This is a genomic window from Microbacterium sp. NPDC097977, assembly GCF_040302605.1.
GTDB lineage: Bacteria > Actinomycetota > Actinomycetes > Actinomycetales > Microbacteriaceae > Microbacterium.
On sequence record NZ_JBEOUR010000062.1, the window covers coordinates 1 to 20,314 of the forward strand.

A 20,314-nucleotide genomic window follows, 5' to 3' on the forward strand; every position below is an offset into this window, starting at 1 on the left:
GGGCCCCCCCCCTTCCGCCCGCCCCCCCGGCGGCTCCCCCCCCGTATCCCCCCCCGACAGCGACACCCCCCTCCGATCCACAGGGATCGGAGGGGCTTCTCGCTCGGCGACGGTCAGTGCCCGCGGATGCGACGCGTCGCGTCCTGCACCTCTCCGACGAGCTCCTCGAGGATGTCCTCGAGGAACAGGACGGCGGTCGTACGGCCCTGCGCGTCGCGCACCTTCGCGAGGTGTCGACCGGCGCGCCGCATGACGGCGAGCGCATCCTCGAGGTCCGTGTCCTCCTGCACCGGCACCATGTGGTTGATCCGCTTCGACGGCAGCGGCTCGACGAGCTTGGCGTCGGCATCGGGGCCGTCCGCCGCACGGAGGATGTCCTTGAGGTGGACGTAGCCGACGGGCACCCCCTCGTCATCGACGATCACGTAACGCGAGAACCCGTATCGGGCCACCGCCTTCTCGATGTCGTCCGGCGTGGTCGTCAGCGGCAGCGTGACCAGATCGCTCAGCGGCACGGCCACGTCGCGAGCCTTCTTGTCGGTGAACTCGACGGCGGCGGCGACGGTTCCTGCGGTGTCGGTGAGCACGCCCTCGCGCCGCGACTGATCGACGATCGTCGCGACCTCGTCGAGGGTGAACGTGGACGCGGCCTCGTTCTTCGGCTCGACCCGGAAGAGTCGGAGCACGCCGTTCGCGGCGGCGTTGAGCACCCAGATCACGGGCATGAAGATCTTCGACACCAGCACGAGGGGCGGCGCGAGGATCAGCACGGCCCGCTCAGGGACCGAGAACGCCAGGTTCTTCGGGACCATCTCGCCGAACACGACATGCAGGAACGACACGATCAGCAGAGCGATCGTGAACGACACGGCGTCGACGACCGCATCCGACCAGCCGATCTCGTGCAGCGGCACGGAGAGCAGATGGTGGATGGCGGGCTCGGAGACGTTCAGGATCAGCAGCGAGCAGATGGTGATGCCGAGCTGCGAGGTCGCGAGCATCAGGGTCGCGTGCTCCATCGCGTAGAGCGCGGTCTTGGCGGCGCGCGATCCGCGATCGGCCTTCGGCTCGATCTGCGAGCGGCGCGCGGAGATCACCGCGAACTCGGCGCCGACGAAGAACGCGTTGGCCACGAGCAGCACGACCAGCCAGGCCAGTCCTCCCCAGTCGCTCATCGGGCCACCACCTCCGCCGTCAGATCGGGATGCGGCGCATAGCGGATGCGATCAACGCGGCGTCCGTCCATGCGGACCACTCTCAGCGTCCCGCTCTCGAGATCGACCTCGTCACCCACGGCCGGGACGCGCTCCAGAACGCTCATGACGTATCCGGCGACCGTGTCGTAGACGTCCCCCTCGGGAACCTCCACACCGGCTCTGCGCCGCAGCTCGTCGGGCCGCAGCTCACCCGGGAACGTGATCCCGTCCCGTCCGCGCACGACACCGGCCCTCGTGCGATCGTGCTCGTCCGACACCTCGCCCACCAGCTCCTCGACCAGATCCTCCAGGGTGACGAGCCCGGCAGTGCCGCCGTACTCGTCGACGACGACGGCCAGCTGGTAGCCGCGGGCACGGAGCTCCGAGATCAGAGCATCGACGTGCACGGTCTCCGGCACGCGCAGCGGGTCGGTGGAGATCGCCCCCACCGGCACCTCGGCGCGGCGATCACGCGGAACGGAGATCGCCGCCTTCAGATGCACGACACCGGTGATGTCGTCGAGGTCGTCGTCGTAGACCGGGAAGCGACTGTGCCCGGTGCGTCGCGCGAGCTGGATGACCTCGTCGGCGGAGTCGCCGGCGGCGAGCGCGTGCATGCTCGGTCGCGCCGTCATCACGTCGGCGGCGGTCAGCCGGGAGAACGTCAGCGTCCGGTCCAGCAGACTCGCCGTATCGGCCTCCAGAAGGCCCGCACTGGCCGAGCGCCGCACGAGGGACGACAGCTCCTCGGCGCTGCGGGCACCAGAGAGCTCCTCCTTGGGCTCGATGCCGATGCCGCGCAGCACGCCGTTGGCGCTGCCGTTGAGCACGACGACGGCGGGCTTGAACACGGTCGTGAACGCGACCTGGAACGGCATGACCAGCTTCGCGGTCGCCAGCGGCAGCGCGAGGGCGAAGTTCTTGGGCACCAGCTCGCCGAGGATCATCGAGAGCACGGTCGCGACGAGCATCGCGACGACGGTCGCGATGGGGGCGACGGCCCCCTCGGGGATGTTCCAGGCCACGAGGGTCGGTCGCAGCAGATTGGAGAGCGCCGGCTCCATCGTGTACCCGGTGAGCAGCGTCGTCAGGGTGATGCCGAGCTGGGCCGACGACAGATGGGTCGATGTGTGCTTCAGCGCGCTGATCGTGAGCGAGACCCGGGATTCGCCGCGTGCCTGACGCGCCTCGAGATCGGCACGGTCGAGATTGACCAGAGCGAACTCGCTCGCGACGAAGAGTCCGGTGCCGACGGTGAGCAGGAGCCCCACGCCCAGCAGGATGTAGTCCATCAGAGGTTCCCCTCGTCACCGAGGGGCGGGCAATGGGGCGATGTACTGCAACTGGGAGGGTCGTCCATGGTGACCATGATTCTACGGGATCGCCGTGGTGGCGGGCATGTCCGGCACCACCCTCGTCGTCACCAGCTGACCGGCAGCGCCTTGCCCTCTTCGTACCCCGCGGCGGATTGCAGCCCGACGAGAGCGCGGTCGTGGAATTCCGGCACGGAGGACGCACCGGCGTAGGTGAACGACGACCGTACCCCCGACGTGATCATGTCGAGCAGGTCCTCGAGACCGGGGCGGAGCGGGTCGAGATAGATCTTCGACGAGGAGATCCCCTCCGCGAAGAGTTCCTTGCGCGCGCGCTCGTACGCGTCGAGGCGTCCGAATCGCGCCTGCACGGCCTTGGTCGACGCCATGCCCCAGGATTCCTTGTAGATGCGCCCGTCGGCGTCGGTCTGCAGCTCACCCGGCGCCTCGATCGTGCCCGCGAACCAGGATCCGACCATGACGGACGCCGCTCCGGCGGCGAGCGCGAGCGCGACGTCCCGGGGGTAGCGCACTCCCCCGTCCGCCCACACGTGCGCGCCGAGCTCGCGCGCCGCCTCGGCCGTCTCGAGCACGGCGGAGAACTGCGGACGCCCGACGGCGGTCATCATCCTCGTGGTGCACATCGCTCCGGGTCCGACGCCGACCTTGAGGATCGACGCGCCGGCCGCGACCAGGTCGTGCACCCCGTCCGCCGTGACGATGTTGCCGGCGACGAGCGGGATGCCGAGACCGAGATCGGCGACGGCGCGCAGCGCGCGGAGCATCCCCTCCTGGTGTCCGTGGGCGGTGTCGACGACGAGCACGTCGACACCGGCAGCGGCGAGCGCTCTCGCCTTCGATGCGACATCGCCGTTGATCCCGACGGCCGCCGCGACCGCCAGTCGTCCGTCCGCATCGAGGGCGGGCCGATACAGGGTCGAGCGCAGGGCGCTGCGTGCGCTGAGCGTGCCGACCAGGTGCCCGTGACGGACGATCGTGACGATCTCCGCCCCCGCCTCGGTGATCACGTCGAACGCGTGGCGCTCCGACCCGATGTCCTCGGCATCGAGCGAGGGGGTGCCGCCGTGCACGAGGTCGCCCAGCTGCGCGTCGGGCAGAGCGGTCGCGAGGCGCGAGGCGGGAAGGACGCCGAGGATCCGCTCGACGTGGTGCGGTGCCCCTCCCGAGGCCACGACTATGCCGTGGCCGGCGGTGGCGGGCATCAGACGCAGGGCGTCGGTCACGGAGGCCTCGGGAGGGAGGACGACCGGGGTGTCCCACAGCACGGGCTGCGCCTTGACGTCGCGGATCGCGGCATCGAGGTCCTGCAGCGGCATGTCCTGCGGCAGCACTCCCAGACCCCCGCGCCTGGCGAGCACCGCGGCGAGTCGCGGACCCGTCACCGAGTTCATGTTCGAGGCGACGAGCGGCAGCGTCGCGGGCGTGCCGTCCTGCGGGGCGAGATCGACCTGCAGACGGCTGGTGACCGCGGAGCGGCGCGGCACGAGGAAGACATCGGAATAGGTCAGATCGACTGCGGGCGACTCGCCGGAGAACTCCATACCCCCACGCTACTCAGATCGGGGCGACAGGGGCGCTCGCCTTCGACGATCGTCCCGCGAAACACGTTAGGCTTGGTGTTCGAGAGAGTGCGGGCCCCGACGCATCCTGCGTCCTGGTGTGCACATATGGACTTCAGTGATGAAAGAGGGCGATCGAGCGTGTCGAACCAGGTGACCGGCGTCGGGGGCGACGGGGGGTTCGGAGCCAATTCGTGGCTCGTCGAAGAGCTCTACGAACAGTTCAAGGTGAACCGCGACTCCGTCGACAAGGAGTGGTGGCCGATCCTGGAGAAGTACCAGTCCGAGGCTGCCTCCGGAACGTCGGCGCCCGCCGCGTCGGCAGAGCAGACCGCGCACCCCGTGACCGCACCCATCCCCGTCATCGGCGCCCAGCCCGTCGCACGGACGACGACGAAGCCCGCGGCCGCAGCCCCCATTCCCGCACAGGCTCCGAAGCCCGCCCCCAAGGCCGAGACCGCCGAGTCGGCTGCCGCCGCTGAAGAGGACAAGGTCACGCCGCTCCGCGGACTGCCCAAGACCCTCGCGGCGAACATGGACGAGTCGCTGACCGTCCCCACCGCGACGAGTGTGCGCACGATCCCGGCGAAGCTGATGATCGACAACCGCATCGTCATCAACAACCACATGGCCCGCACGCGCGGCGGCAAGATCAGCTTCACCCACCTCATCGGCTGGGCGCTCATCCGCACCCTCGACGAGTTCCGCAGCCAGAACGTGTTCTACGCCGAGATCGACGGCAAGCCCTCCGTCGTCGCCCCGGCGCACGTCAACCTCGGCATCGCGATCGACCTCCCCAAGCCCGACGGCACGCGTGCCCTCATGGTCCCGAGCATCAAGCGGGCCGACACGCTCTCGTTCAGCGAGTACCTCGTGGCCTACGAGGACCTCGTCTCGCGGGCCCGCAACAACAAGCTCACCGCCGCCGACTTCCAGGGCACCACCGTGTCGCTGACGAACCCCGGCGGCATCGGCACGGTGCACTCCGTCCCGCGACTGATGAAGGGTCAGGGCTGCATCATCGGCGCGGGCGCGCTCGAGTACCCCGCCGAGTTCCAGGGAGCCAGCGGACGGACGCTCAACGAGCTCGCGATCGGCAAGACGATCACGCTCACCAGTACCTACGACCACCGCGTCATCCAGGGCGCGGGCTCCGGCGAGTTCCTCAAGAAGGTGCACGAGCTGCTGATCGGTCAGCGCGGCTTCTACGACGACATCTTCGCGGCGCTGCGCATCCCCTACGCTCCGATCCGCTGGAACCCCGACATCGCGGTCGACCTCGCCGAGCGCGTCGACAAGCAGTCCCGCGTGCAGGAGCTGATCAACTCCTTCCGCGTCCGCGGTCACCTGATGGCCGACATCGATCCGCTGGAATACGTGCAGCGGTCGCACCCCGACCTCGAGATCGAGAGCCACGGGCTCACCTTCTGGGATCTCGACCGCGAATTCGTCACCGGCGGATTCGGCGGACGCCGCGTCGCGAAGCTCCGCGACATCCTCGGTGTGCTCCGCGACTCGTACTGCCGCACGCTCGGCATCGAGTACATGCACATCCAGGACCCGGAGCAGCGCCGCTGGTTCCAGGAGAAGGTCGAGGTCAAGTACCAGAAGCCCGGCCACGACGAGCAGCTGCGCGTGCTGCGCAAGCTCAACGAGGCAGAGGCGTTCGAGACGTTCCTGCAGACGAAGTTCGTCGGCCAGAAGCGTTTCTCGCTCGAGGGCGGAGAGTCGCTCGTCCCCCTGCTCGACGAGATCCTGCAGGGCGCTGCCACCGCAGGACTCGAGGGTGCGGCGATCGGCATGGCCCACCGCGGCCGTCTGAACGTGCTCACCAACATCGCGGGCAAGACCTACGGTCATGTGTTCCAGGAGTTCGAGGGCACCCAGACCACCGGGAACCGACGCGGCTCCGGCGACGTGAAGTACCACCTCGGCACCGAGGGCACCTTCGTCGCCGACGACGGGTCCGAGCTGCCGGTCTACCTCGCGGCGAACCCCTCGCACCTCGAGACCGTCGACGGCGTGCTCGAGGGCATCGTCCGCGCCAAGCAGGACCGCAAGCCGATCGGCACGTTCGCCTGGCTGCCCATCCTCGTGCACGGCGACGCCGCGTTCGCGGGACAGGGCGTGGTCGTCGAGACCCTCCAGATGTCGCAGCTGCGCGGCTACCGGACCGGTGGCACCATCCACGTCGTCGTCAACAACCAGGTCGGATTCACCACCCTGCCGGACGACTCGCGCACCTCGGTGTACGCGACCGATGTCGCCAAGACGATCCAGGCGCCGGTGCTCCACGTGAACGGCGACGACCCCGAGGCCGTCATCCACGTCGCGCAGCTCGCGTTCGAGTACCGCGAGCGGTTCCACCGCGACGTGGTGATCGACCTCGTCTGCTACCGCCGCCGCGGTCACAACGAGGGCGACGACCCGTCGATGACGCAGCCCCTGATGACCGATCTGATCCAGGCGAAGCGCTCCGTGCGCAAGCTCTACACGGAGTCGCTCGTCGGACGAGGCGACATCACCGAGGAGGAGTACGACGAGGCCAAGGCCGACTTCCAGAACCGTCTGGAGATCGCGTTCGCCGAGACGCACGCCGCGGAGACCGGAACCAACCCGGTCGTCCAGGACCTCCCTCCCGCCGAGGAGCAGGTCGGCGCCCCCGAGATCACCGGCGTCTCGAGCGAAGTCATCCAGCTCATCGGAGACGCGTTCGTGAACAAGCCCGAGGGCTTCACGGTGCACCCCAAGCTGCAGCAGCAGCTCGAGAAGCGTCTGGACATGAGCCGCAACGGCAACATCGACTGGGGCTTCGGCGAGCTGCTCGCCTTCGGGTCGCTGCTGGTCGAGGGCACCCCGGTCCGGCTCGCCGGTCAGGACTCGCGACGCGGAACGTTCGTGCAGCGTCATGCGACCCTGCACGACCGCGCGAACGGACAGGAATGGCTCCCGCTGTCGAATCTGTCCGACTCGCAGGGCCGGTTCTTCGTCTACGACTCCCTGCTGAGCGAGTACGCCGCCCTCGGCTTCGAGTACGGCTACTCCGTCGAGGCCCGCGAATCCCTGGTGCTGTGGGAGGCGCAGTTCGGCGACTTCGTCAACGGCGCCCAGTCCGTCATCGACGAGTACATCTCGTCTGCCGAGCAGAAGTGGGGACAGCAGTCGAGCGTCACCCTGCTGCTCCCGCACGGCTACGAGGGCCAGGGGCCCGACCACTCCTCGGCTCGCATCGAGCGTTTCCTGCAGATGTGCGCGCAGGACAACATGATCGTCGCCCGCCCGTCGACGCCCGCGTCGTACTTCCACCTGCTGCGCCGTCAGGCCTACGCACGTCCGCGCAAGCCGCTGATCGTGTTCACGCCCAAGGCGATGCTCCGTCTGCGCGGCGCGACCAGCCCGGTCGAGGCGTTCACGCAGGGTCGCTTCGAGCCCGTGATCGACGACGCCCGCGAGCTCGACCGCACTGCGGTCACCCGCGTGCTCGTGCACTCGGGCAAGGTCCACTGGGATCTGAAGTCCGAGCTCGAGAAGAACCCGAACCCCCAGGTCGCCCTGGTCCGGCTCGAGCAGCTGTACCCGACGCCCATCGAGGGTCTCAAGGCGATCACCGACTCCTACCCCAACGCCGAGCTCGTCTGGGTGCAGGAGGAGCCGGAGAACCAGGGCGCCTGGCCGTTCCTCGCCCTGGCGTTCGCGGATGTGCCCGGCGACCGTCGGTTCCGCCCGGTGTGCCGACCGGCATCCGCGTCTCCCGCGACGGGCTCGTCGAAGGTGCACGCCGCCGAGCAGGCCACGCTCCTGCGCGAGGCGCTGACCGGGAGCTGACCCGAGCCGCCTACGGAAAAGGGAGCCCCGACGAACTGTCGGGGCTCCCTTTTCGCATCCGCACCCGGCGGCGTGGATCAGTACCAGATGTCGAGAGCGGGAGCCGGGAACGCGACGAAGGCACGGTCCAGCGCCTCGACGGTGTCGGCATCCGCATCGATCCGACCTCCGCCGTGCAGCGAGGAGGCTCTCACTCCCCCGGCGAAGAGGATCGACAGCGTGGCGACGTCGAGCGTCGCATCCACCGCCCTCGTCCCGTCGCCCGCCGCCTCGACCACGGCCGCGCCGGAGCCGTCCACCCGCAGTCGCCAGTCGCCCTCGGCGAAGCCGAGCGGATCGGTGACGCGGAGCACGAGATCGACGGGGGCGGAGTAGGTGCGCGCGGCGAGCGTCGTCGGGAGATCGAGGATGCGCAGCCAGCCGTGATCGTGAACCGTCTGCACGACGCCGCGCGGGTCGCGGACGAGCCAGGGCAGCGCGTCGTCGAGCGGACGCAGGTCGGCCGTGACCTCGTCGACGAGGTCGTGCTGCAGGGCGAACCGCCAGAGTGCGGCCGTGGCTTCGGGCGTCTCGGCCACGAGCAGACGGATGTCGAGCGTGAAGCGGAACGATCCGCTCCTCTCGCCGAGTGTGAAGGCCATCGCTCCGCGCAGGTCGCCGGCGCCGTCGAGGTATCGGACGCCGCGCACCTTGTCGCGATCGGTGTCACTCGGCGACAGCCCGGCGATGCCCGTCCAGCGCGAGTCCCACCCGGGGATCTGGCCGGAACGCGACGAGCGTGCGCGGTCGTGGACGCGGCCGAGGTCGGCGGCCAGTGTCTCCCTGTCGACGTACTCGATGCGCCCGGCGATGTCACCGCCGACCCATCCGGCGCGGCGGGTGTCGACCGCGAAGCGCGACATGGGCAGCGCCGAGCCGAATCCGTACCGGCCGTAGATCGTGGCCTCGGACACGGTGAGCCCGGCGATCGGCACGCCCGCGGAGACGGCCGCCCTGAGCTCGCCCTCCAGCAGCGCCCTGGCGATGCCTCGGCGCCGGTGCGTCGCCGAGACGGTCACCCCGCTGATCGCCCACATCGGCAGTGCGGAGCCGCCGGGAACGGTGACAGGGGTCGTCCACGAGTCGATGGTGGCCACCGGCTGACCATCGGGCACGCGCTCGTCATAGACGCCGATGTTGCGTCGCGATTCGAACGTCGTGCGCCCGAAGGCCAGCGCCTCGGTCGAGGGCTCCGCGCCGAGGAAGCCCCGCGACGTCGCACGCTGGAATCTCTCCGATGCCGCCTCATCGGCGGTGTCGACGACGCGATAGCTCAGTGACTCGGCGGCGAGACGCTCCGTGGACATGGGGTCGGCGGGGACGGATCTCGAGTCGATGTCGGTCATGCCTTCCACCCTACGGGCGAACGCCTACGTCGACCTCCGCTGCCGGCCGCCCCTGTCGGGACGTCAGTGCTGCGCGGCCTGCACCTCGCGCAGGCGCGCGAACACCTGGTCGCGCAGTTCCTCGGGAGCCGTCTCCTTGCACGCGCGGGCCACGACCTCGGTGAGGGTGGTCGCCACGAGCGCTTCGTCCCGACACGACGGGCAGTTCTCGAGATGCTCGCGGATCTCGGTGTGCTCGGTGTTGCACACCTCGTTGCGGAGGTACTCCTCCAGATCCTTGCGCGCCTTGTCGCAGCCGCAGTCGGTCATTTCGTGCTCCTCGGTTCTGCCGCGGAGATTCCCCGCTCCGCGGCGTAGTCGGCCAGCAGCTCCCGCAGCATCCGCCTGCCCCTGTGCAGACGGCTCATCACGGTGCCGATGGGTGTCTTCATGATGTCCGCGATCTCCTGATAGGCGAAGCCCTCGACGTCGGCGAGGTACACCGCCAGCCGGAAGTCCTCGGGGACCGCCTGCAGCGCGTCCTTGACGACGGATGCGGGCATGTGGTCGATCGCCTCGGCCTCCGCCGATCGTCCGTGCGAGGCGGTCGTCGACTCGGCACCGCCGAGCTGCCAGTCCTCGAGTTCGTCGATCGTGCCCTGGTAGGGCTCGCGCTGCTTCTTGCGGTAGATGTTGATGTACGTGTTCGTCAGGATGCGGTAGAGCCACGCCTTCAGATTCGTTCCCTGCGAGAATGTCGCCCACGAGCCGTACGCCTTCACGAACGTCTCCTGGACCAGGTCGGCGGCGTCCGCCGGATTGCGCGTCATCCGCATCGCGGCAGCGTAGAGCTGATCCATGAAGGGGATCGCCTGATCCTCGAATTCACGCCGAGGGTCGCTGACCTTTTCTGCCGTCTCCGTGTCATCCATCACCGGCCAGTCTAGGCCGCTGAGGTCCACGAACTCGCGTTCCAACGTTGCGAGCATGCTGTCTCCTTGTCGCCGGGCTTCCGTGATCCGATCGGGCGGACTCCCGTATTCACTAAGGTTGAAACCGATGAGCGCCAACGGGTATTCCCCCTCCCCTGTCCAGGGCGTCTATGCAGCGCCCACGGCCCCGGATCCCGTCCACGCGACGGTGACGATCCCCGGGTCGAAATCGCTGACGAATCGCGAGCTCATCATCGCCGCGATCGCCGACGGACCCGGCCGACTCACAGGCCCGCTGCACTCGGACGACTCGCGACGGATGATCGAGGCTCTGCGTGCGCTCGGCGTCGGCATCGAAGAGGTCGAGGGAGCCGGAGAGTTCGGCCCCGACCTCGTTGTCACCCCCGGCAAGCTCGTCGGCGGCGCCACCGTCGACTGCGGCCAGGCGGGGACCGTCATGAGGTTCATCGCCCCGCTCGCCGGACTCGCCCACGAAGACGTGCATCTCACCGCGCACGAGACCGCGCTGCACAGGCCCATGGGCGGGCTCATCAGCGCCCTGCGCGACCTCGGCGTCGACATCGACGACGAGGGCACCTGGGCGCTGCCGTTCACGATCCGCGGCCACGGCCACATCCGCGGCGGACGGGTCGAGATCGACGCCTCCGCGTCGAGCCAGTTCGTGTCCGGCCTGCTGCTCGCCGCGCCGCGGTTCGACGTCGGACTCCACCTCGTGCACACCGGCGAACACCTGCCGAGCCTTCCCCACATCGACATGACGATCGAGGCGCTGAGCCGACGCGGTGTCCGCATCGAGCGACCGGCCACCGGCGAGTGGCTCGTCGAGGCCGGCGTGCCGCGCGCCAAGGAGATCGCGATCGAGCCGGATCTCTCCAACGCCGCGCCGTTCCTGGCCGCCGCCCTCGTGACGGGGGGCTCCGTGTCCGTGACCGGCTGGCCCGTGCACTCCACGCAGCCCGGCGCCCTGCTGCCCGAGATCCTGCAGGCTCTGGGCGCTCACGTCCACCGACACAGCGGCACTCTGACGGTGAAGGCCGGAACCGAGATCCGGGGACTCGACCTCGACCTGTCCGCGGCGAGCGAGCTGACGCCGACGCTGGTCGGACTCGCCGCCTTCGCGACCGGTCCGACGACGTTCCGCGGGATCGGTCACATCAGACTGCACGAGACGGACCGGATCGCGGCGCTGATCGGCAACATCCGCGCCCTGGGCGGCGAGGCGGAGGAGCTGCCCGACGGGCTGCGCATCATTCCCCGGACGCTGCGCGGCGGCGCATGGGCGGCCCATCACGACCATCGGATGGCGACGACCGGCGCCCTCATCGGGCTGCGCGTCCCCGGAGTGCAGGTCGACGACATCGGCACGACGGCGAAGACGCTTCCCGAGTTCACGCTGCTCTGGGAGCGGATGCTGCGGGGCGCGTCCGCGTGAGCTGGCTCGACGACACGAACGACCTCGAGGACGGCTTCGAGGACTACGACGAGAGCAGCATCCGCACTCGTCCCAACCCCAAGGCCAACCGCCCCCGCACGAAGCGACGCCCCGCCCACGACGACGCGAAGGTCGGCCGCGTGCTCGGGGTGGACCGCGGACGCTATACGGTCCTGCTCGATGAGGGCGGACCCGACGAGCGCCTGCTGACGGCGGCTCGTGCCCGCGAGCTGCGACGCAACCCGATCGTCACCGGAGATCAGGCGAAGGTCGTGGGCGACACCACCGGCGAAGACGGCACGCTCGCGCGCATCATCGGCATCGTCGATCGGACCTCTCTTCTCCGGCGCAGCGCCGACGACACCGATCAGGTCGAGCGCGTCATCGTGGCGAACGCCGACCAGATGCTCATCGTGGTCGCCGCGGCCGACCCCGAGCCCCGGGCGCGACTGGTGGATCGCTACCTCGTCGCGGCGCTGGATGCCGGCATCCGCCCGCTCCTCGTCGTGACCAAGACCGACCTCGCCGACCCCTCCGCCTTCCTCGCGCACTTCGACGGCCTCGACCTCCGCGTCTTCACCAGCGCGCAGGAGGAGATGCCCGTCGACGAGATCGGCGCCGCGCTCGTCGGTCATTCGACGGTCTTCGTCGGACATTCCGGTGTGGGGAAGTCGACGCTCGTCAACGCGCTCGTGCCGAGTGCGCTGCGTGCGACGGGCCACGTGAACCAGGTGACGGGACGAGGGCGCCACACCTCGTCGTCCACGGTCTCGCTGCGCTACTCCGGCCCGGCCGGCTCGGGCTGGGTCATCGACACCCCCGGAGTCCGCTCGTTCGGGCTCGGCCACGTGGAACCCTCGAACATCCTCGCGGCGTTCACCGAGTTGGCGGAGATCGCCGAGAACTGCCCGCGCGGATGCACCCATCTCGCGGACGCGCCGGACTGCGCACTCATAGAGGCCGCCGAACGAGGCGAGCTCAGCGACACGGGACGCGCGCGTCTGGACTCCCTGCAGCGACTGCTGCAGACCTTCGCCGACAAGGCGGAGCAGACTCCCGGCCGGTAGGCTGAGTGCGTGACTGTGCGCCTCGAACCCGGAACCGCTGCTCCCGACTTCGCCCTGCTCGACCAGGACGGCAAGACCGTCCGGCTCGCAGACCTGCGGGGCGAGAAGACCGTGCTGTACTTCTACCCCGCGGCGATGACTCCGGGATGCACGACCCAGGCGTGCGACTTCCGCGACAGCATCTCCTCGCTCCAGGGCGCCGGGTATCGCGTCATCGGCATCTCCCGTGACGAGCCGGCCACGCTCGCCACGTTCCGGGAACGCGACGGACTCACCTTCACGTTGCTCAGCGACCCCGACCACGCCGTGCACACGGCCTACGGCGTCTGGGGCGAGAAGATGAACTACGGCAAGGTCGTCGAGGGTGTGATCAGGTCCACCTTCGTGCTCGATGACGAGGGCACGATCACGCTCGCCCAGCACAACGTCAAGGCCACCGGGCACGTCGCCCGGCTGCGCAAGCTGCTCGGCATCGACGCCTGAGCGTCACTCGGCCGGGCGCTCGTTCTCGGCGCGCGTGGTCGCGATCAACAGGGCGAAACCCAGCACGGCGGGGATGCCCACGCCGACGGTGAATCCCCACACGACCGGCTGGATCGTCAGGGACGCCAGCGCCAGGGCCACGCCGAGCACCTGGAACACGATGCCTCCGGAACGCGCCCAGGAGTGCCCGGAGCGGGTCCCGATCGCGAAGGCGATCAGCGCGCCCGCCCCGATGAGCGTCAGCACGATGAGAGCGAGGGCGGTCGGCAGCGAGGACGCATCTCCCGCGCCGAGGCCGACGAGCTCGATCAGCGCGAAGACGAGGAGGGCTGCGCCTTCCGCCGCGAGGACTGCCGCTGCGGCGAGAGCGAGGCCGGGTGCGCGCACGATGTGTCTCCTGAGAATCGAATGAGAACAGGCGAAACCCTTGATTTCGCCGGTTTCATGTAACAGAATAGACAGCGTCATGTGCTCCCACAGCGGCGTGGGGCGGGCTCCGAGCCCGCATCACAATTCGCGGGCATCCGTCCGTATCTCAACAGGGTAGCTGAACCCGAACTGCACCCGAAATCAGAGTCGTCGCGTTGCGCCGATTCATGAAAATCCACACCGAGGAGCCCCCATGGACTGGCGCGACAAGGCCGCCTGCTTGACCGTCGATCCCGAGCTGTTCTTCCCCGTAGGGAACACCGGCCCGGCTGTCGATCAGATCGAGAAGGCCAAGACGGTCTGCGCCACCTGCACGGTGACCGAGATCTGCTTGCAGTACGCCCTCGAGTCCAGCCAGGACTCGGGCGTGTGGGGCGGTCTCTCCGAAGACGAGCGTCGCGCGCTCAAGCGCCGCGCCGCGCGCGCACGACGCGCCTCCTGAACATACGCGGAAGCGGCCCGAGACGAGGTCTCGGGCCGCTTTCGCGTACTCGGGCGGCGTTCTCCCGTACCGCGTACTCGGGCGGCTACTTCGTCAGCCAGCGCAGCGGGATGTCGATGACGACCTCGGTCCCGCCGCCCTCACTCCCCCGCCATTCGATGGATCCGCCGAGCTCGCCCTGGATGAGGGTCCGGATGATCTGCGTGCCGAGTCCCTGACCGATGCGGCCCTCGGGAAGACCGCTCCCGGTGTCGCGCACCAGGACGCGCAGGTTCTCCTCCGTGCGCGCGGCGTCGATCGTGACCATGCCCTCCTGCCCGGCGAGGCCGTGCTCGACGGCGTTGGTGACGACCTCGGTCAGCGCGAGCGCCAGCGGCGTCGCGTACTCGCTCGGCAGCACCCCGAAGCGACCGGTCGAGTGCGTGCGCGCCCGGGTGTTGGGGGCCGACGCGACCTCGGCCACGAGCTTGAGCACGCGATGGAAGACCTCGTCGAAATCCACCTTCTGCGTGAGCCCCTGTGCGAGGGTGTCGTGCACGACGGCGATCGAGTCGACGCGCCGCATCGCCTGGGTCAGAGCGTCCCTCGCCTCGTCGGAGTGCGTACGACGCGCCTGGATCCGCAGCAGCGACGCCACCGTCTGCAGGTTGTTCTTGACCCGGTGGTGGATCTCGCGGATCGTGGCGTCCTTGGTGATGAGCTCCTGCTCCTGGTGACGCAGCTCGGACACGTCGCGGCAGAGCAGGATCGCGCCGATGCGCGTGCCGTGGTCCTTGAGCGGTATCGCCCGAAGCGACACGGTGACCCCGCGCGCCTCGATGTCGGTGCGCCACGGCGCACGGCCGGTGACCACCACCGGCAGCGACTCGTCGACCTGGCGGGACGGCGGGACGAGCCGCGTGGTGACCTCGGCCAGCGACTCACCCTCGAGCTCGTCGTCGAAGCCCATGCGATTGAAGGCGGAGAGCGCGTTCGGACTGGCGAACGTGGTGATGCCGTCGACGTCGATGCGGATCAGCCCGTCAGACGCACGAGGCGCTCCGCGCCGCGGTGAGGTCGGCGCGGCCGGATCCGGGAAGCTGCCGTCCGCGATCATCCGGAAGATGTCGTTCGCACATTCGTCGAACGTGATCTGCTGTCGGGACGGAGTGCGCGCCTCACCCAGGTTCGTGTGCCGGGTGACGACGCCGATGACACCGGCCTCCCCGTGTCCGCTGCGTCGATCGTTGACGATCGGAACAGCCCGGACCCGCGTCGGCGTCTCCTCGAACCAGTCCGGCGACGAGGAATCGACGATCGCAGCGGAGTCGAACGCCCCCTGCACCTGGGTCCGCCACTGCGGACGCACCCGCTCCCCCACGATGTCGCGGTAGAACAGCGTCGCCGCACCGCTGGGCCGCGCGTGCGCGACGGCGATGAACGAGCCGTCCTCGGTCTGGACCCAGACCACGATGTCGGCGGACGAGAGGTCCGCGAGAAGCTGCCCGTCGCCGGCGAGGCGGTGCAGCCATTCGACGTCGACGTCGGTCAGGCGGCCCTGGGCATTGGCGAGATCACTGAGGGTTGACACCCCTCAAGCCTACGGTGCGGGAGATCAGAGGACGGCCAGCGACGAGGCCCGCCAGCGCCGGTCGAGGCCTTCGAGACGGATCGCCACCGCTCGGGTCCGACCGGGACCCGCCACGACGACCACGGCCTCGACTTTGCCGTCGACCGGCTCGGTGACCCGGATGGACAGGATCTCGAAAGTCGGGCGCGCAGGCGAGACCCCCCTCGCGCTGCGCGCCCTCGCCGACAGATTCGCCCGCGTCACCAGACTCCGGTACGCATCTTCGCTGAACCAGCGGGCCAACTGATCGACTTCTCTGACCCCGGCGAGGACCTCGAGCACGCCCTGTGTGAGACTGCGCAGCAGCGGCTGCGGATCCGGAAGCTCGGCGCGCGGCGTCGGCTGCGGGGCGAAATACTCGTTCATCGTCATCTGCGGCACTCTCCATCGGGGAAGACTGCGCCAAGTAGAGCATGCGTGGAGGAGCCGTTCCGGCCGAATCCGAGATCTATGTGGATAACTCGTACATGGGCCCGATGCGATCGCCTACGGTGGTCCGCGTGCACTGGGATCGACTGTTCGAGGACCTCGAGGGCCAGCTCGCCGCGGAGTGGGAGAGCGAGCGAGCCGTGCTCGACGCCGAGTCGGAGCGGCTGCGCATCTCCCGTCTGGACATGCGCAGCCGACTCCGGGTGCTGTGCGCGGCATCGGCCCTCGCGACCGTCGATCTCCCCGGCGGAGCGCGCATGCGCGTGCGACTTCAGGCCCTCGGCGCGGATTGGGTCGCGGCGGCGATCCTGGATGCCGCGGAGTCACCACCGCGTCGGTCCACCTGCATACTCCCGTTCCACGCGGTGCACGGGCTCAGCGTGGATCACGGGCTGCTGCTCACGAGCCTGGACGGCGAGGAGGCGGCCGCACCGATCCTCCGCGAGCGGATGTCCCTGGGGTTCATCCTGCGGGACCTCGCGCGCCGCCGTGTGCCCGTGAACATCCTGAGCATCGACGGAAGAGACCTCCACGGGACGATAGACAGAGCCGGTGCGGATCACCTGGATCTCGCGCTGCACGACGCCGGCGCGGCCAGGACCGCGGCAGCCGTGCGGGGATTCCAGATGATCCCGTTCCACGCGGTGGCGTCGGTGCAGACCTTCGGGGGTCAGCTTCCGTGACCGAACGGCGCGCCCCACACCTCGGGGAAGCTGGCCTCGTTCGCCTGACGCCACAGCGCCATGCGACGCGCCTCTTCCGACTGCTCCGCGAGGTAGTCGGCGAGGCTCGTCTCCTCGATGCGCCATCGAGCGGGCGACCCGAGCTTGGATCCGCTGAGCCGTCCTTGATAGACGAGCTCGATGACCTCGTCCACCTCGATGCTCAGGAGTTCGGCCACCTGCGCGGGCGCGAGGAAGCGCCTCACGGACGGGGTCGAGTCGGGCATGTCCCCATTCTGCCCCCACCGGCGGGTTTCACCTGCACCCCCGTGCCGCTGTGGATAAGTCCCGAGCCTCCGCGACGATTTCTGTGAGCATGTGGCGATGCACAGATTCGTCCGTCCACGCCGCGCCGTCTGGGGCGACGCACGCTTCCTGATCGGCATCGCCCTCGTCCTCCTGTCGATCGGCGGCGTCTGGGCGGTCGTCTCGTCGGCGGGTGCGACGACGCCGATCCTCCAGGCGAACCGCACGATCGTCAGAGGCGAGGCGCTCACCTCCGACGACTTCCAGGTCGTGGAGGTGGGGCTCGGCGGCGTCACATCCCGCTACGTGGCTCCTCAGGATCTGCAGCCGGGCCGGATCGCGTCGAAGACCGTGAGCGCTGGCGAACTCCTGGCCCATGCGTCCGTCGAAGACGTCGATGCCGGACGGACCACGACCGTGGTCGTCGAGAGCGGCACAGGGATTCCCGCGGATGTCGGGGCAGGCAGCGACGTGGAGCTCTGGGCCGCACCCCCGAGCGACGACGGATCGGTGCAGGAGCCGCCGCGGATCCTCGTGGCCGACGCGACCGTCACCTCGGTGACGAAGAGCGAGTCCGTCCTGGCTTCGGGGGGAAGCACCGTCGAAGTCGTGATCGAGAGGGCCGACGTCGCGGCGGTGCTGGGGGCGATCACCGGAGGATCGGTCCTCGCCGTCGTCCCGATCGGCGCGACCCCGTGACGTCCGTCGTTCTGGCCGTGCCGGAGTCCCGTGCGGCCGGCCTCGCGGATGAGCTCGAGGTCGAGGGCATCCGCGTCGTCGCCGTGGTGGCTCCGGGAAGACTGCTTCCCCTCCCTCCCGGCATCGACGCCGTCGTCGTCGCCGCGACGCGCGGCGCGCTCACCCCCGAGGTCGTCACGGCCTGCGATCGGGCGGGTGTGCGGCTGGTGCCCCTCGGCGACGGTGAGGCGAGGGTGCTCGCTCGCTACGGTCTCGCGGCCCCGCTGCCGGCCGACGCCACCGGGTGGGAGGTGGCGACCGCACTGGCCGCGGATCATCCGGAGACCACCGAGCCGGAGTCCTCGCCGCCGCACCGTGTCACCGTCGTCTGGGGTCCCGCCGGTGCTCCCGGGCGATCCACCGTGGCGATCCAGCTCGCTGTCGAGCTGACGCGGGTGGGCCGTCGCACGGCACTCATCGACGCGGACACGGTCGCCCCTTCCTTGGCTCTGCTGCTCGGACTCGGCGACGACGCTCCCGGCATCGCCGCCGCCTGCCGCCGCGCCGACCTGGGGTCGCTCGACGCCGACGAGCTCACCCGGCTCTCCGCTGTCTTGGAGACGAGTGCCGGCGAGGTGGAGGTGCTCGGCGGCATCAATCGTCCGAGCCGTTGGCCGGAACTCGGCGCCGACCGTCTGCGCGCGACACTCCGGGTATGCCGCACATGGAGCGAGGAGACCGTGGTCGACGTCGCGAGCGCCTTCGACGCCGATGACGAGGCGACCTTCGACCTCGCCGGTCCACGGCGGCACGCCGCCACGGTGGCCGCGCTGCAGGAGGCGGACACGATCGTCGCCGTCGCCTCCGCCGATCCCCTCGGCATCAGCCGGTTCATCCGCGAGCATGCGGAGCTGCGCCGTCTCACCGATCCTGTCCCGGTCAGCGTCGTGGTGAACCGTGTGCGCCCCGGCCCCTTGGGCGTCGACGCCCGCGGTCAGGTGCGCCGGACCCTCGAGAGGTTGGCGGGCATCACCGCGGTCGAGTTCCTGCCCTTCGATCAGCGCGCCGCAGACGCGGCCCTGCTCCATGCCCGCCCGATGGCCGACCTCACGCCGCGGTCCGCCCTGGTCTCCGGCATCCGTCGGCTGGTCGCATCACGTCTGCCTCTGCCTGTGACGACGTCCCCGCCGGCCGCACCGGCGACGCCTACTGGCGGTAGCTCGAGAGGAAGTTCCCGAGGCGCTCGACGGCCTCGGCCAGCACGCGAGGCTCAGGAAGGGTGACCAGACGAAGGTGGTCCGGTGTCGGCCAGTTGAAGCCGGTTCCCTGCACCAGCAGAATGTGCTCCGAGACGAGCAGGTCGTAGACGAGCTTCGCGTCGTCTCTGATCTCGTGCACGTTCGGATCCAGGCGCGGGAAGGCATACAGGGCGCCGGCCGGCTTCACGCACGAGACTCCGGGGATCGATTCGAGTCCTTCCCAGGCGATGTCGCGCTGCTCGTGCAGCCGCCCGGTCGGCGCGATCAGCGCGTCGATCGACTGGACACCGCCGAGTGCGGCCTGCACCGCGTACTGCGCGGGGACGTTCGGGCACAGACGAGTGGAGGCGAGCAGGTTGATCCCCTCGAGGAAGCCCTTCGCATGCGACTGCGGCCCCGTGATGACGAGCCATCCCGAGCGGAATCCGGCGACGCGGTAGGTCTTGGACAAGCCGTTGAAGGTGAGGCAGAGCAGATCGGGCGCCAGGGTGGCCGTCGGGATGTGCACGGCGTCGTCGAAGAGGATGCGGTCGTAGATCTCGTCCGAGAGCAGCAGCAGCTGGTTCTCGCGGGCGATCTGCACCATCCCCTCGAGGATCTCGCGCGAGTAGACGACTCCGGTGGGGTTGTTCGGATTGATGATCACGAGGGCCTTGGTGCGCGGCGTGATCTTCGACCGGATGTCTTCGAGATCGGGCTGCCACCCGGAGTCCTCGTCGCAGAGGTAGTGCACCGGCGTGCCGTCCGCCAGGCTCGTCATGGCCGTCCACAACGGGTAGTCCGGCGCGGGGATCAGCACCTCGTCGCCCTCGTCGAGCAGCGCCTGCATCGTCATGGTGATGAGTTCCGAGACGCCGTTGCCGAGGAAGACGTCCTCCGGACCGAAACGCGGGAAGCCCTCGATCTCCTCGTACCGGCTCACGACGGCGCGACGCGCCGAGACGATGCCCTTGCTGTCGCTGTAGCCGTGCGCGGTCGGAAGCGCGGCGAGCATGTCGTGCACGATCTGGTGAGGGGCTTCGAAGCCGAAGATCGCAGGATTGCCGGTGTTGAGCTTGAGGATCCGATGTCCTTCGGCCTCGAGACGCGCCGCCTCGACGAGCGTGTTCCCACGGATCTCGTACAGGACGTTCTTGAGCTTCGACGACTGGTCGAAGTGGCGCGTTGGTGTCATTGCGCAAGCCTACAATGACGCGCAGAGGGGCCGATCCACCCGCAACCGCCCCTCAGCGCTCGTGCACACGTGCGGACGCGCAGCCAAATATAATAAATGAACAAGGGCCCCCG

At 69.3% G+C, this 20,314-nt stretch carries 19 protein-coding genes; 8 read left to right on the forward strand and 11 right to left on the reverse strand.

What is annotated here, in order from left to right; translation table 11 throughout:
• Window positions 1-113 precede the first annotated feature (113 nt).
• The 3 genes from ABTZ43_RS13275 to guaB1 form a co-directional block, all read right to left on the reverse strand.
• Window positions 114-1,175, reverse strand: a complete 1,062-nt coding sequence (locus ABTZ43_RS13275; protein ID WP_350539169.1) for a hemolysin family protein — start codon at window positions 1,173-1,175, stop codon at window positions 114-116.
• Entirely contained in the window at window positions 1,172-2,488 is a 1,317-nt protein-coding gene (locus ABTZ43_RS13280; protein WP_056416505.1) for a hemolysin family protein, read from the reverse strand. The genes ABTZ43_RS13275 and ABTZ43_RS13280 overlap by 4 nt, the downstream gene beginning before the upstream one ends.
• Window positions 2,489-2,616: 128 nt before the next feature.
• Window positions 2,617-4,071: a GMP reductase gene (guaB1, locus tag ABTZ43_RS13285; RefSeq protein WP_056416502.1), complete on the reverse strand. Its 1,455-nt coding sequence runs from the start codon at window positions 4,069-4,071 to the stop codon at window positions 2,617-2,619.
• Window positions 4,072-4,230: 159 nt separating this feature from the next.
• On the opposite strand from guaB1, the gene ABTZ43_RS13290 reads away from it, so the two are divergent.
• Window positions 4,231-7,914, forward strand: a complete 3,684-nt coding sequence (locus tag ABTZ43_RS13290) for a multifunctional oxoglutarate decarboxylase/oxoglutarate dehydrogenase thiamine pyrophosphate-binding subunit/dihydrolipoyllysine-residue succinyltransferase subunit (protein WP_056416499.1) — start codon at window positions 4,231-4,233, stop codon at window positions 7,912-7,914.
• 77 nt (window positions 7,915-7,991) lie between these two features.
• Here the strand turns inward: ABTZ43_RS13290 and ABTZ43_RS13295 are convergent, their stop codons facing one another.
• From ABTZ43_RS13295 to ABTZ43_RS13305, 3 genes are all read right to left on the reverse strand, one after another.
• Window positions 7,992-9,299: a GNAT family N-acetyltransferase gene (locus ABTZ43_RS13295; protein ID WP_350539170.1), complete on the reverse strand. Its 1,308-nt coding sequence runs from the start codon at window positions 9,297-9,299 to the stop codon at window positions 7,992-7,994.
• A 63-nt stretch (window positions 9,300-9,362) separates the two neighbouring features.
• Entirely contained in the window at window positions 9,363-9,608 is a 246-nt protein-coding gene (locus ABTZ43_RS13300) for a zf-HC2 domain-containing protein (protein WP_042541911.1), read from the reverse strand.
• On the reverse strand, window positions 9,605-10,267 hold the full coding sequence (locus ABTZ43_RS13305) for a sigma-70 family RNA polymerase sigma factor (protein WP_056416493.1): 663 nt from the start codon (window positions 10,265-10,267) through the stop codon (window positions 9,605-9,607). Before ABTZ43_RS13305 ends, ABTZ43_RS13300 begins: the two co-directional genes overlap by 4 nt.
• Before the next feature lie 70 nt (window positions 10,268-10,337).
• Between ABTZ43_RS13305 and aroA the strand changes: the two genes are divergently transcribed.
• From aroA to bcp, 3 genes are read left to right on the forward strand one after another with little or no spacing between them, the layout of a single operon-like run.
• Window positions 10,338-11,663 carry a 3-phosphoshikimate 1-carboxyvinyltransferase gene (gene aroA / locus ABTZ43_RS13310; protein ID WP_350539172.1) on the forward strand — a complete coding sequence of 442 codons (1,326 nt, stop codon included), beginning with the start codon at window positions 10,338-10,340 and terminating at the stop codon, window positions 11,661-11,663.
• The gene (gene rsgA, locus ABTZ43_RS13315) at window positions 11,660-12,730 is read left to right on the forward strand and encodes a ribosome small subunit-dependent GTPase A (protein ID WP_056416488.1); all 1,071 of its coding nucleotides are present in this window, start codon (window positions 11,660-11,662) and stop codon (window positions 12,728-12,730) included. The genes aroA and rsgA overlap by 4 nt, the downstream gene beginning before the upstream one ends.
• Window positions 12,731-12,739: 9 nt before the next feature.
• Entirely contained in the window at window positions 12,740-13,213 is a 474-nt protein-coding gene (gene bcp, locus ABTZ43_RS13320; RefSeq protein WP_350539173.1) for a thioredoxin-dependent thiol peroxidase, read from the forward strand.
• A 3-nt stretch (window positions 13,214-13,216) separates the two neighbouring features.
• Here the strand turns inward: bcp and ABTZ43_RS13325 are convergent, their stop codons facing one another.
• On the reverse strand, window positions 13,217-13,600 hold the full coding sequence (locus ABTZ43_RS13325; protein ID WP_056416483.1) for a hypothetical protein: 384 nt from the start codon (window positions 13,598-13,600) through the stop codon (window positions 13,217-13,219).
• A 235-nt stretch (window positions 13,601-13,835) separates the two neighbouring features.
• Here ABTZ43_RS13325 and ABTZ43_RS13330 point away from each other — a divergent pair, with 235 nt between their 5' ends.
• On the forward strand, window positions 13,836-14,084 hold the full coding sequence (locus ABTZ43_RS13330; protein ID WP_028503730.1) for a WhiB family transcriptional regulator: 249 nt from the start codon (window positions 13,836-13,838) through the stop codon (window positions 14,082-14,084).
• 85 nt (window positions 14,085-14,169) lie between these two features.
• Here ABTZ43_RS13330 and ABTZ43_RS13335 read toward each other — a convergent pair whose 3' ends face one another.
• Together ABTZ43_RS13335 and ABTZ43_RS13340 are read right to left on the reverse strand one after the other, a co-directional pair.
• Window positions 14,170-15,654: a sensor histidine kinase gene (locus ABTZ43_RS13335; protein WP_056416481.1), complete on the reverse strand. Its 1,485-nt coding sequence runs from the start codon at window positions 15,652-15,654 to the stop codon at window positions 14,170-14,172.
• 24 nt (window positions 15,655-15,678) lie between these two features.
• A complete protein-coding gene (locus tag ABTZ43_RS13340; protein ID WP_056416478.1) occupies window positions 15,679-16,065 on the reverse strand; it encodes an Rv3235 family protein in 387 nt (128 codons plus the stop codon).
• 128 nt (window positions 16,066-16,193) lie between these two features.
• Here ABTZ43_RS13340 and ABTZ43_RS13345 point away from each other — a divergent pair, with 128 nt between their 5' ends.
• On the forward strand, window positions 16,194-16,805 hold the full coding sequence (locus tag ABTZ43_RS13345; protein WP_149423295.1) for a hypothetical protein: 612 nt from the start codon (window positions 16,194-16,196) through the stop codon (window positions 16,803-16,805).
• Here ABTZ43_RS13345 and ABTZ43_RS13350 read toward each other — a convergent pair.
• Complete coding sequence (locus ABTZ43_RS13350; RefSeq protein WP_056416475.1) at window positions 16,793-17,071, reverse strand: helix-turn-helix domain-containing protein; 279 nt, start codon at window positions 17,069-17,071, stop codon at window positions 16,793-16,795. The two genes, ABTZ43_RS13345 and ABTZ43_RS13350, sit on opposite strands and share 13 nt — an antisense overlap.
• Before the next feature lie 97 nt (window positions 17,072-17,168).
• Here ABTZ43_RS13350 and ABTZ43_RS13355 point away from each other — a divergent pair, with 97 nt between their 5' ends.
• Together ABTZ43_RS13355 and ABTZ43_RS13360 are read left to right on the forward strand one after the other, a co-directional pair.
• Complete coding sequence (locus tag ABTZ43_RS13355) at window positions 17,169-17,789, forward strand: SAF domain-containing protein (protein WP_350539174.1); 621 nt, start codon at window positions 17,169-17,171, stop codon at window positions 17,787-17,789.
• Window positions 17,786-19,051, forward strand: coding sequence for a CpaE/TadZ family protein (locus tag ABTZ43_RS13360; protein WP_350539175.1), 1,266 nt, complete (start codon window positions 17,786-17,788; stop codon window positions 19,049-19,051). The genes ABTZ43_RS13355 and ABTZ43_RS13360 overlap by 4 nt, the downstream gene beginning before the upstream one ends.
• On the opposite strand, the gene ABTZ43_RS13365 is transcribed toward ABTZ43_RS13360, so the two are convergent.
• Window positions 18,975-20,201, reverse strand: a complete 1,227-nt coding sequence (locus ABTZ43_RS13365; protein WP_056416469.1) for a pyridoxal phosphate-dependent aminotransferase — start codon at window positions 20,199-20,201, stop codon at window positions 18,975-18,977. The genes ABTZ43_RS13360 and ABTZ43_RS13365 overlap by 77 nt on opposite strands.
• Between the last annotated feature and the right edge of the window lie 113 nt (window positions 20,202-20,314).

Excerpts from the sequence above, each read along its gene's own strand:
- ABTZ43_RS13340 (WP_056416478.1), bottom strand. The coding sequence starts at position 16,065 with ATGACGATGAACGAGTATTTCGCCCCGCAGCCGACGCCGCGCGCCGAG.
- ABTZ43_RS13355 (WP_350539174.1), top strand. The coding sequence starts at position 17,169 with ATGCACAGATTCGTCCGTCCACGCCGCGCCGTCTGGGGCGACGCACGC.
- guaB1 (WP_056416502.1), bottom strand. The coding sequence starts at position 4,071 with ATGGAGTTCTCCGGCGAGTCGCCCGCAGTCGATCTGACCTATTCCGAT.
- ABTZ43_RS13305 (WP_056416493.1), bottom strand. The coding sequence starts at position 10,267 with ATGCTCGCAACGTTGGAACGCGAGTTCGTGGACCTCAGCGGCCTAGAC.
- ABTZ43_RS13280 (WP_056416505.1), bottom strand. The coding sequence starts at position 2,488 with ATGGACTACATCCTGCTGGGCGTGGGGCTCCTGCTCACCGTCGGCACC.
- ABTZ43_RS13300 (WP_042541911.1), bottom strand. The coding sequence starts at position 9,608 with ATGACCGACTGCGGCTGCGACAAGGCGCGCAAGGATCTGGAGGAGTAC.
- ABTZ43_RS13350 (WP_056416475.1), bottom strand. The coding sequence starts at position 17,071 with ATGCCCGACTCGACCCCGTCCGTGAGGCGCTTCCTCGCGCCCGCGCAG.
- ABTZ43_RS13295 (WP_350539170.1), bottom strand. The coding sequence starts at position 9,299 with ATGACCGACATCGACTCGAGATCCGTCCCCGCCGACCCCATGTCCACG.
- aroA (WP_350539172.1), top strand. The coding sequence starts at position 10,338 with ATGAGCGCCAACGGGTATTCCCCCTCCCCTGTCCAGGGCGTCTATGCA.
- ABTZ43_RS13275 (WP_350539169.1), bottom strand. The coding sequence starts at position 1,175 with ATGAGCGACTGGGGAGGACTGGCCTGGCTGGTCGTGCTGCTCGTGGCC.
- ABTZ43_RS13330 (WP_028503730.1), top strand. The coding sequence starts at position 13,836 with ATGGACTGGCGCGACAAGGCCGCCTGCTTGACCGTCGATCCCGAGCTG.
- ABTZ43_RS13365 (WP_056416469.1), bottom strand. The coding sequence starts at position 20,201 with ATGACACCAACGCGCCACTTCGACCAGTCGTCGAAGCTCAAGAACGTC.